Origin of the sequence: Microcoleus sp. A2-C3 (assembly GCF_036706065.1) — a bacterium.
Taxonomy (GTDB): Bacteria; Cyanobacteriota; Cyanobacteriia; order Cyanobacteriales; family Microcoleaceae; genus Microcoleus.
In genome coordinates, this window is record NZ_JAUBVX010000001.1 from 328,000 (window position 1) to 338,999 (window position 11,000).

7 protein-coding genes and 1 pseudogene are annotated in these 11,000 nt (G+C 45.6%); 2 read left to right on the forward strand and 6 right to left on the reverse strand.

The genetic code is table 11. The features are described 5' to 3' along the window. The first annotated feature begins 23 nt into the window (after positions 1–23). Positions 24–1,709: a dihydroxy-acid dehydratase gene (gene ilvD, locus QUB66_RS01285; RefSeq protein ID WP_332967510.1), complete on the forward strand. Its 1,686-nt coding sequence runs from the start codon at positions 24–26 to the stop codon at positions 1,707–1,709. Positions 1,710–2,134: 425 nt separating this feature from the next. Here ilvD and QUB66_RS01290 read toward each other — a convergent pair whose 3' ends face one another. The 6 genes and pseudogenes from QUB66_RS01290 to dnaK all read right to left on the reverse strand — a co-directional run bounded on the left by QUB66_RS01290 (position 2,135) and on the right by dnaK (position 9,379). Continuing rightward, the gene (locus QUB66_RS01290; protein ID WP_332967508.1) at positions 2,135–2,545 is read right to left on the reverse strand and encodes a KGK domain-containing protein; all 411 of its coding nucleotides are present in this window, start codon (positions 2,543–2,545) and stop codon (positions 2,135–2,137) included. Positions 2,546–2,775: 230 nt separating this feature from the next. After that, on the reverse strand, positions 2,776–5,211 hold the full coding sequence (locus tag QUB66_RS01295; RefSeq protein WP_332967507.1) for a dynamin family protein: 2,436 nt from the start codon (positions 5,209–5,211) through the stop codon (positions 2,776–2,778). Positions 5,212–5,459: 248 nt separating this feature from the next. Then, positions 5,460–6,575, reverse strand: coding sequence for a DnaJ C-terminal domain-containing protein (locus QUB66_RS01300; RefSeq protein WP_332967505.1), 1,116 nt, complete (start codon positions 6,573–6,575; stop codon positions 5,460–5,462). A 77-nt stretch (positions 6,576–6,652) separates the two neighbouring features. Beyond that, positions 6,653–7,001: pseudogene (locus QUB66_RS01310) on the reverse strand (four helix bundle protein). Between the two features lie 144 nt (positions 7,002–7,145). Beyond that, positions 7,146–7,274: a hypothetical protein gene (locus QUB66_RS01315; RefSeq protein ID WP_265233537.1), complete on the reverse strand. Its 129-nt coding sequence runs from the start codon at positions 7,272–7,274 to the stop codon at positions 7,146–7,148. Beyond that, entirely contained in the window at positions 7,265–9,379 is a 2,115-nt protein-coding gene (dnaK, locus tag QUB66_RS01320; protein WP_332967503.1) for a molecular chaperone DnaK, read from the reverse strand. Before dnaK ends, QUB66_RS01315 begins: the two co-directional genes overlap by 10 nt. A gap of 402 nt (positions 9,380–9,781) precedes the next feature. Between dnaK and QUB66_RS01325 the strand changes: the two genes are divergently transcribed. After that, on the forward strand, positions 9,782–10,942 hold the full coding sequence (locus tag QUB66_RS01325; protein ID WP_332967502.1) for a phospholipase D-like domain-containing protein: 1,161 nt from the start codon (positions 9,782–9,784) through the stop codon (positions 10,940–10,942). Positions 10,943–11,000 lie beyond the last annotated feature (58 nt).

Sequence of the window (11,000 nt, forward strand, 5' to 3'; positions counted from 1 at the left end):
CAACTGACAAAGGAAATTTTAAAATGCCTGAAAATTTGAGAAGCCAAGCTGTGACTGGCGGTGTGCAGCGCGCGCCCAACCGAGCTATGCTGCGGGCAGTGGGTTTTGGCGACGGCGATTTCACTAAGCCCATTGTGGGCATTGCTAACGGGTACAGCACGATTACGCCCTGCAATATGGGATTGAACGAGCTCGCTATGCGGGCTGTGGCCGGTGCCAAAGAAGCTGGCGCGATGCCGCAGATGTTCGGTACGATTACGATCAGCGACGGGATCTCGATGGGAACTGAAGGGATGAAATATTCTCTGGTGTCGAGAGATGTGATTGCAGATTCCATCGAAACTGTTTGCAACGGCCAAAGTATGGACGGGGTGCTGGCTGTGGGCGGCTGCGATAAGAATATGCCGGGGGCGATGATTGCGATCGCCCGCATGAACATTCCTGCTATTTTTGTCTACGGTGGCACGATCAAACCCGGACACCACAACGGACGCGATTTAACCGTTGTCAGCGTTTTTGAAGCAGTCGGTCAATTCAGCGCGGGCAAAATTGACGAAGCAGAACTCACCGCAGTGGAACACAAAGCTTGTCCGGGCGCGGGTTCCTGTGGCGGAATGTACACAGCAAATACGATGTCCAGCGCTTTTGAAGCGATGGGCATGAGTTTGCCCTATTCTTCGACAATGGCTGCTGAGGATGCCGAAAAAGCTGACAGCGCTGAGGAATCTGCCAAAGTTTTGGTGGAAGCGATTCGGAAACAGTTGTTACCGAGCCAAATTTTGACACGAGCGGCCTTTGAAAATGCGATCGCGGTAATTATGGCGATCGGCGGTTCAACCAACGCTGTGCTGCATTTATTGGCGATTTCAAATGCGATCGGCGTTGAGTTGTGCCTCGACGATTTTGAAACAATTCGAGCCAAAGTGCCAGTCTTGTGCGACCTCAAACCAAGCGGCAAATACGTAGCCGTCGATTTGCACAAAGCCGGCGGCATTCCTCTAGTAATGAAAATGCTTTTGGAACGCGGTTTACTGCACGGAGACGCGCTGACAATTACCGGCCAAACTATTGCTGAAGTGTTAGCAGATATTCCAGCCGAACCGCGCGCCGATCAAGATGTCATCCGTCCTTGGAACAACCCGATGTACGCCCAAGGACATTTAGCAATTCTGAGGGGAAATTTGGCAACAGAAGGAGCCGTTGCTAAAATTACAGGCGTTAAAAAACCGCAAATCACCGGCCCGGCGCGAGTATTTGAATCGGAAGAAAATTGTTTGGATGCAATCTTAGCCGGCAAAATTCAAGCCGGAGATGTAATTGTCATCCGCTACGAAGGGCCAAAAGGCGGGCCGGGAATGCGCGAAATGTTAGCACCAACTTCGGCAATTATTGGCGCAGGTTTGGGCGATTCTGTGGCGTTAATTACTGACGGCCGTTTTTCTGGCGGAACCTACGGCATGGTGGTGGGTCACGTAGCACCGGAAGCGCAAGTTGGCGGCATAATTGCTCTCGTAAATGAGGACGATTCAATCACGATTGATGCTCCAAATAGGTTGTTGCAGCTCAATGTTGATGATGCAGAATTGGAGCGGCGACGGGCTCTTTGGCAGGCTCCTCAACCTCGCTATACTAGGGGAGTTTTGGCTAAATACGCTAAGTTGGTTTCTTCTAGCAGTATTGGTGCTGTGACTGATTTGGGCTTGGGTTAAAGAAGGAAGACTTTTTTTAACCGCAGATAAACGCAGATGAACGCAGATGGTATTTCATCTGCGTACATCTGCGCTCATCCGCTGATATCTGCGGTTAAAAAATCCCAATCGAATTGGGGTATATAGCCTTTCTCAGAAAGATCAGGTACGCTTCGGGCATAGGGCATAGGGCATATGGCATACCTCACTTTTTTTGAGAACCGCTATAGGAGAGAGGACTGTAGTCGTGGTTTAAGTTATTAAATTTTCGTTCCTAAGAATGTCTTCAACCCGCTTGGAGTGGGTTTTGTCTGTGTAGCCGCGATTTCCAATCGCCGGATTTTCTAGTATTTGTTGCGAGTAAATACGTATTTTCTGACTTCTGGGGGAATGGGAATTCTGGGGGTTTTAGTCATGATGTATTTTAACCGCAGATGTTTGATGGATTAGGAGGCTGAGTTTTCTTGATTGAGAAGTTTGCGGCGCAAATCATCGAGGGGAGATTCTGGTTGGCTAGTTTCTGACTCGTTGTTTTCTGGTGTTTCTTCGACTTCTGGTTCGTCGGGACAAAATTCTACAACTATTTGAACTCTAATTTTTCCTTTTTGCCAACCTTGGCTACCAAACCTAAGAACTTCACCTTCTATGCCTTCACCAAATAGCACAGATTTTATCTCTTCTTGGATACTGGTATGGTTTTTGAGATATGTTTGAAATTGGCCACTACTAATAATTGGATGTGCAAAATAAGAGTTAACTCCTAAATCTTTATTAAGACTTTTCCAGTCGTTTACAAGCCACAAAACTTCTTTGTAGTCTAATTTAATAAATTTTTCTTCATCGTCATTATTGCTCATGATTAAATCTCGTTTAACTTAAACGTTGTGTTGGGTTTCATTCTTCAACCTAACCTACTTATAATAATTATAGAGTATTGGCGTATTTTTGGGATAACCAGGCGAATTCCAATCGCCGGTTTCCAATCGCCGGTTTCCAATCACCGGATTTCCAATCACCGGATTTCCAATCACCGGATTTCCAATCACCTGGTTTCCAATCGCCGTAATTTCACTCGCCTTAATTTCAATTATTCACCATCCACCGCAACGCTCTTGTTTTCTCCAATTACAGGCAATAAATGCTCGTGTAACTTCATCGCTTGCAAACAACCATTAATCCCAGAAACCGCCCGATCGTACTCTTGGATTTTCTGCTCATTCTCACCTTGCAGCCGCAGATTCTTAGCAATTTTCTCCTCAGCTTCCTGTGCCAAAGTTTGCTCCAAATAATCGCGGGCTTGACTGTATTTCTGCAAAATATCATCAGCTTGCTTCTCCGCCATCGGTAACAAATGCTCTTTCAGCGTTTGATTCACAGTTTGGCGGAAAGTTTGCCGAATAGTTCTAGATACTTTCGGCTCAAAATCTAGCCTCAACAATTGCCGAATTGCCGGTTGCGCGTCTACCATGTTTTCGCAGTCGTAACCTTGAGATGTTTGCTGCAATGTTTCCCGGAATTGATAAATCGAAAACGTGCCTTCATCGTAAAAACGTGGACTTTCTCGCACGTAGCGATCGCACTCCACGCCCGCTGCATTCACCAAAGCATTAGAAACCCGCTGCGACAACTCCTCTAACTGCTGTTCAATTCCCCCATCGTTCCCCAACAACCGATAAAGCAATCGATAGTATTCCGACTTACGAACACTGTCTTTCAAATACTGGAAATAATTATCAACCAGTGACTTAGTAGCCTCTACTAAAATATCTTCCAACTGATTCGCTAAATAATAAAGCGCTTCCACTAAAACAGCAATTAAAGGTGCAGTAGCATTGCGCGGATGAGTCATCAAAGTGCGTCCGTAAGCCGCCTCAACCGAAAATCCATCTAACAATTCATCCAAGCGACGAATCATCCGAGATTGCAGTTGTCGAAAATCAATGTCAAAAATATCGCATCTGTTCATAATCATATCATTGACTTCGGCGGCGATATGTTCCCGAAATTCTTGTCCAACTTGCTGCAATTCTTGATTTAGCCGCAAAAGTTCCTGGGCTTTCATCGCTTCAATTTCGCGGGGCTGGCTGTCCAAATTCCGCTGGATTGTTTGGTATTGTTTCCGCAGTTGAATGCACAAATCTTCTAAATCGTCAGCGAGATTTTTGAACAGTTGCGGGCGCTTTTCTTCGGTGAGATAATCGGTGATGGCTGTGCGAAAATCTTCGATACCGCTATCTTGAATTAATTGCTGGATTAACGGTTGACCTTGTTCCGCAAGAATCCGCACGTAGTTTTGATTTGGGGTTTCGTAACTGTTAACTGAAATCCGAAATTGGCTAGCAGACAGTTTGCCAGAATTGGCGCAGTAGCGGTTAAATTCGTTGACAAATTGCGGTGTTTGTTGACTATTTTCGCTGTTATTACCCGAATTCGTGTCTGCATCAAGGCGATCGCGACTTTCGGCAAATATTGTATCCAAACCAAAGCGATCGCGCCCGGTTGTCCCTTTAATCAAACTCCCGTAAAATCCCAGCAATCCGCTAGTTTTATAGACTCTGGTGGTGTCGCGAAAGTCGGAATTAATCAGATTTTCTAAGCGCTGTCGCAGTTGCGTGTTGTACCAAGTTTCGTCAATGCGGTTGAAAATGTAAAACAGCCGATCGCGAATTCCCGGATTTCCCCGTGTCTTTTCCATCAACTCGGTTTCTTCCGTCGTCATTTCCCCAGACGAAGCTGCTTTCAAGACGCAGACAACCGCCGAAGTATCCGGGCTTTCAATCCGATCATAGGTCAATTCCGCATCCTGTTTGACCGGTGCATCAATTCCCGGCGTATCGATCATAATATTGCCATCTTGGAGCAGCGGATGATAACAGTAATATTCAACTCGCTTGAGTACAGCACTGTTGCTACCCCGCCGCGCATAACTTGCAGCTTCCTTAAGATTAGAAAAATTAAACTGTTCCATCGAATAAGTAGCATTTTCGACAGTTTGGATGCGCTCGCGATTCGTTTCAAACCCTTCTAAAAGTAGAGTCAAAGCCTTCGCTTTTTTGGCTATTTCCGATTTGTTTTCTCCGCCTTCCTTTTCAATAATTATCTTACATCCCTGAGATAATATTTTTACTACATCTGTTTGATTAATATCGATTTCAGTAGTTAAATTCAACTGTTCGCAAAGAGCATAAGCTTGCTGGCGAATCTCAAATTCACTCAAAAAAGTGAGAACTACGCGCTCTTTTTCAACCGATTCAGCGTAGGCGATGTAGCATTCAGTACCTGTGGCGTGTCCTTCAGCACTGTAGAGCAATTCTCGCTCCAGCAAAGCATTGATCAGCATTGATTTTCCCGCACTGAAAGCGCCCGCAAACACAATCTCAAATTGGGGAGAAGTTGCTTTTTTCAGAGAAGATTGTACCGCAGTGATATCTTGTTGTCGCAAAGACGATTCCTGACGCAGCAGTTGCAGTAAAGAATCAACTTGCTCTTGCAGATTTTTGCATTGAGGGGGCATTTGAGTCATTGCGGCAGACTGCTCCTGATTGTGGGAAAATTACCTTATTGTTAATTCTCTGTTACTTCACGAATAATTGCAACAGTAATTTTACTTATTTTATCGAGGATTGTTTAACATAATTAGTAAGCTGTTCTGCTTTTTAATTGCATATTAGGCGCGGGCTAGAAGCCCACCCCACAAAAGTGTGATTGATTTTTGACACACAATTTAAATGCGCAACAACTTAGAAGGTGCGCAGTGCGCACCCTACAGAATTAAACCGACAAATCTTGACGGGGTTTAAAAGTCTCAATCTGCCGCAATTTTTCGTATAATTCCCGTTCCTCTTCACTAATTTCCTTGGGAATTAACACCTGAATTTCTACTAGCTGATCTCCCCGATCGCCATTGACCGTCGGATAGCCCTTATTCGCCAGCCGCAACCGCTTTCCAGAGGTTACTCCCGGCGGTAGTTTCATCTTCACCGGGCCATCCAGCGTCGGCACTTCCACATCTCCACCAAGCACCGCTTCGCAGGGTGTCAGCAGCAATTGACAGCAAATATCCGACATTTCTAAGCTAAAAAATGGATGGGGAGAAACTGTGATTTTTAAGTACAAATCGCCGCCGCCAATTCCTTGATTTCGCAGGCGAATTTGCTGGCCCGATACCATCGCCCCAGGCATATTTACCTCGATCCACCGCCCGTCATCCAAACGAATGCGCTCAGTACCGCCGGAATAAGCTCTTTCCAAAGGCAGAGTCAGCCTCGCCTCGATGTCTCTTCTGATTTCGCGATCGTCTATTTCCCGACTTTCGCGTCGCATTTCGCGATCGACTGTTTCTCGTCGCATTTCGCGATCGACTGTTTCTCGTCGCATTTCGCGATCGTCAAAATCCCTTCTATCTTCCCTAGAATTAGCAACATAACTCGTTTTTTTAGAACCGGTACTCCACGGTTCCGAAGTGGACACTCGCGGTGCATCATTTGCTGTCGCCATTCTCACTTCCCTGCGTCTTCCGAGCACTTGGTCGAGAAATTTATTGAAATCTGAGTAATCGCTAAAATCGATATCTTCAGCAGGTTTTTTACGGCTAGCTTTGTTGTTTCCCCAACTTGTAAAATTGGGAAGTTTTACGCCTTGTTTCCCTTGAAATCCCTTTTGTTTCCAGAATTTACTAAACTGGTCGTATTGAGCACGCTTTTCGATGTCTGAAAGAATATCGTAGGCTTCATTAATATCTTTAAACCTATCTTCTGAAGATTTGTCCCCCGGATTTACGTCAGGGTGCAACTGTCTCGCGAGTCGTCGATAGGCTTTTTTGATCTCATCAGCCTTAGCATCTCTGGGTACTCCCAGAATTTGATAGTAATTACGAAAGTTTTGCATAATTGGAGAAGGAAGAGGGAAGAAGGAAGAAGGAAGAAGGAAGAAGGAAGAGGGAAGAGGGAAGAATTAAAGAGGTTTTATTCGGCTTGAAGTTTATTGATAGTGCTGACAATTAGTCGTGTGACTTCATCTACGTCTTTAACAACAGGTGATATTTGCTCGTGTGTTCCTAACCCCACTTTTTCAGAAATCACTAAATGAGTATCCAGTTCTCGCAGTGAACCAAGAGCTATTTGTAAATATCGACTCTTTCCTGCTAACACGTCCATATCCCTCAGCAATATTAGCTGGTACTGATACAGATGCACGGCGAATTTGACTGGTAAGACCATATAGTTCAGATGGAGGAAAAGATTTGGTTAATTCGTAGCAAAGTTGACAAAGATAAATACCCCGCTGCCAAATGTATTGTTCTCTATGGGCTATAAAACATAATTTTCTCCTTGCTTATTATAGTGATCTCTATCGATTTCAAAGAAGTCTAGTGTAGTAGAGGATAGAGGAGAGAGGAGAGAAAAAAGAGGAGAGAGAAGAGAAAAAAGAAGTGTAGAAGAAGTTAGAAAAAAGCCATCACATATTGTGTGCGGAAAATCTGCTTCTTCCTTCCTTCCTTCTTACTTCTTCCTTCTTCCTTCTTCCCTCTTCCTTCTTCCTTCTTCCTTCTCCAAAAATCTTCCTTCTTCCTTCAATTACAGCCAATCGTCGTCATCATCCCAGTCGTCGCTTTGGTTTTGATAGGGGCGAGTCGGGCGATTAGTGCTGGTTCTACGATCGGGTGTACGATCGTAGGATCGATCGCGATCTGGCATCCGATCGCGATCTGGCATCCGATCGCGATCGTAGGGGCGATCGGGAATTGGATCGACAGTCGATCGCCTGTACGGCTTAGCATTCGTATAATAGCTGCTGTCATCACTGCGTCGCTTCGTACCATCGCCCGTAAAAGTCCGCTTCACAGACTCAAAGAAATCATCATCATCGTCATCCTCAGCAAAAGCTGAAACTTCGCGGTTCAAATCGTAAAGAGCATCTTGCAAATCCGAACCAACTTGGTCAACTCCCCGCTCGTCGTTGCGTTCCAAACTGTCTCGCAATTCCCGAATTAACGTTTCAATGCGCTGGCGGCTTCTTTGAGCAAACTGCATTCCGCGATCGAGTGCAACTTCCCGCAATTGTCGCTCAGCTTGATAGGCCAAAGCCTCAGCACGATTGCGTTTTTCCACCCTTTCCCGCTGCAACTTATCAGCTTGAGCAAACTGTTCCGCATCGCGAATCATTTGATTCACTTCCTGCTGACTCAGCGTCGAAGCACCTTGCACAGTAATGCTTTGTTCCCTGCCGGTAGTTTTGTCTAAAGCAGTCACCAACAGCATCCCGTTAGCATCAATATCAAAAGCAACTTGTACCTGGGGAATCCCTCGCGGTGCCGGCGGAATTCCAGTTAGTTTAAACCTTCCCAAAGACTTATTATCTCTACCTAATTCCCGTTCCCCTTGGATGATGTGAACTTCTACCACAGTTTGGTTGTTTTCAGCAGTCGAAAAAATGTCCGATCGCCTAACGGGAATAGTAGTATTGCGAGGAATCAGTTTTTTCATCACCCCGCCGATAGTTTCCAAGCCCAGGGACAGCGGCGTCACATCCAACAGCAGCACATCGCGGACATCCCCGCCCAAAATTCCCGCCTGAATTGCAGCACCCACGGCCACAACCTCATCGGGATTCACATTTTGATTCGGTTCGCGATCGATCAAACTGCGAACAATTTCCTGCACCAAAGGAATCCGAGTCGAACCGCCAACCAACACAATTTCATCAATCCGAGAAGGACTCAAATTTGCATCAGCCAAAGCTTGTTTCACCGGCCGCCGCAGCCGCTGCACCAAATCGGTGCACAGCCCCTCAAATTGACCGCGAGTTAGTCGCGTTTCCAAATGCAAAGGCCCATCTTCATTAGCATCAATAAACGGCAAATTAATTTCAGTAACACCAACTCCCGAAAGCTCAATTTTAGCTTTCTCAGATGCTTCGATCAAGCGCTGCAAAGCTTGGCGGTTTTTGCGTAAATCCACCCCTTCTTTTTCTAAAAATTGTTCAGCCAACCAATCAACAATTTTCTGGTCAAAATCATTGCCACCCAATTGAGTATCGCCGCTAGTTGCTTTGACTTCAAATACTCCATCTCCAACATCTAAGATAGATACATCAAAAGTACCGCCGCCCAAATCAAAAACTAAAATAGTTTGACTTTCTCGCCTTTCCAAACCGTAAGCCAAAGAAGCCGCAGTCGGTTCATTTAAAATCCGCTTCACATCAAGTCCGGCAATTCTGCCAGCATCCCGCGTCGCCTGTCGCTGCGAGTCGTTGAAATAAGCGGGAACAGTGATTACAGCCCCCGTGACTTCTTGTCCGAGATAGCGCGTCGCTTCATCGGCCAATTTCCGCAACACCATCGCCGAAATTTCCTCTGGGGCGAAATCTTTTTTCAGGCGAGGGCATTTAATTTTGATGTTCCCATTCTCCTCGCGGCGAGTTGTGTAAGGGACGCGCTTTGCTTCTGGAGTCAGTTCGGTATATTTGCGCCCGATGTACCGTTTGACGGCGTAAAAGGTGTTTTGGGGGTTAAGAACATTTTGGCGTCTGGCCATTTGTCCGACAAGGCGTTCTCCTTCCTTGGTGAAAGCAACCACCGAGGGAGTTGTCCGCATCCCTTCTGCGTTGGCAATCACAACCGGTTTGCCGCCTTCCATGACAGCTACTACTGAGTTTGTCGTTCCGAGGTCAATGCCAACTACTTTTCCCATACGTCCGTTGTCTCCTGTGGCGTTGTGTGTAGCTTTTTAAATATAAGCGTTAAGTTCGATCGCATTTATTGTACCTTGTCGAGCCACGGGGCTGCGGAGGGTTATCTCACTCGTGGCCCAAACGGTTCGTAGTGCGGACTGAAGTCCGCAGGCTGTTACGGACTGAAGTCCGCACTACAAACGATCGCGCGGCGGGTTCGTAGTGAGGACTTTAGTCCTTCCATAGCGTTTCTTACCCTACTATGGAAAAAGCTGTCTTCAAAGGACGGGGTTTTAAACCCAAATCTCTGATAATTGTCATTGCGAGCTCTTAGCAAAGCAATCGCCGAGATTATGCGATTGCTTTCCCGAAGCGCAATGACATATATATAAAACTTACTATAATCATCACACAAAAAAGCCATGCCGCGCATCTTTGACAACATCGAAATATCCCTGCTTCCCGCACTCCGAGAAACCATCAAACTCTCCTATCGATCCGATTTTTGCGTTGGCTATTTTAACCTCAGAGGCTGGCGAAAAATCGGCGATTTAATCGAAACATATATGGGCAATCAAGGAGCCTGTTGTCGCCTTTTAGTTGGGATGCAAAGATTGCCCTCCGATGAATTGAATGCTAGTCTTAGCCTGCGTTCCCATCACAGCGGGATTGACAACAGTGAAATAAATCTGCTCAAAAAGCGGATGGCAGAAGAATTTAGGCAACAGTTGACAATCGGCGCTCCAAACGATGAAGACGAGAAAGGTTTGCAACGGTTGAGCTATCAAATTAAAACCAAAAAAGTCATTGTTAAATTATTTTTAGCTTACCCGCTACACGCCAAACTATATCTCGTACACCGTCACGATCCAACCACTCCGATTGTGGGGTTTTTGGGTAGCAGCAATCTAACTTTATCGGGACTTTCCAAACAAGGCGAATTGAATATTGATATTTTAGATGGTGATGCTTGTACTAAATTGCAAAAATGGTTTGACAACCGCTGGGAAGAATACGGCTGCATTGATATTTCTCAAGAACTTGCAGAAATTATCGATCGCAGTTGGGCGCGAACCGAAACAATTCCACCATACCACATTTACCTAAACATAGTCTATCACCTATCCCGCGAAGCCATTGCCGGTCTTGCCGAGTTTCGCATTCCCAAAGAATTTAAGGGTTTATTTAGGTTTCAAGAAGAAGCTGTGAAATTAGCCGCCCGTCACATTACCAAACGCGGCGGCGTGATTATTGGCGACGTTGTGGGTTTGGGTAAAACTTTGGTTGGTACGGCGATCGCCAAAATCTTATACGAAGATTATCTCTTAGAAACATTGATTATTTGTCCGAAAAACTTGGTGAAAATGTGGCAAGAATATGCCGGTGACTACGGGCTTCATGCCAAGGTTTTATCCATCAGCGTAGTGCAGCAAGAATTACCAGAATTGCGACGATATCGAGTTGTGTTAATTGATGAAAGTCACAATCTCCGCAACCGACAAGGTAAGCGCTATCGAGCAATTCAGGAATATATTACAGCTAACGAAAGTAAATGTATTCTGCTCAGGGCTATTTCATTCTAAACAGATCTTTGAGTATGCTACAACTAAAGCCAGCGAGACGTTGAGCTTGAGCCATGTT

What these genes read in the sequence shown, in the direction of transcription:
- dnaK (WP_332967503.1), bottom strand. Translation starts at nt 9,379, where the DNA reads ATGGGAAAAGTAGTTGGCATTGACCTCGGAACGACAAACTCAGTAGTA.
- ilvD (WP_332967510.1), top strand. Translation starts at nt 24, where the DNA reads ATGCCTGAAAATTTGAGAAGCCAAGCTGTGACTGGCGGTGTGCAGCGC.
- QUB66_RS01290 (WP_332967508.1), bottom strand. Translation starts at nt 2,545, where the DNA reads ATGAGCAATAATGACGATGAAGAAAAATTTATTAAATTAGACTACAAA.
- QUB66_RS01300 (WP_332967505.1), bottom strand. Translation starts at nt 6,575, where the DNA reads ATGCAAAACTTTCGTAATTACTATCAAATTCTGGGAGTACCCAGAGAT.
- QUB66_RS01295 (WP_332967507.1), bottom strand. Translation starts at nt 5,211, where the DNA reads ATGACTCAAATGCCCCCTCAATGCAAAAATCTGCAAGAGCAAGTTGAT.
- QUB66_RS01325 (WP_332967502.1), top strand. Translation starts at nt 9,782, where the DNA reads ATGCCGCGCATCTTTGACAACATCGAAATATCCCTGCTTCCCGCACTC.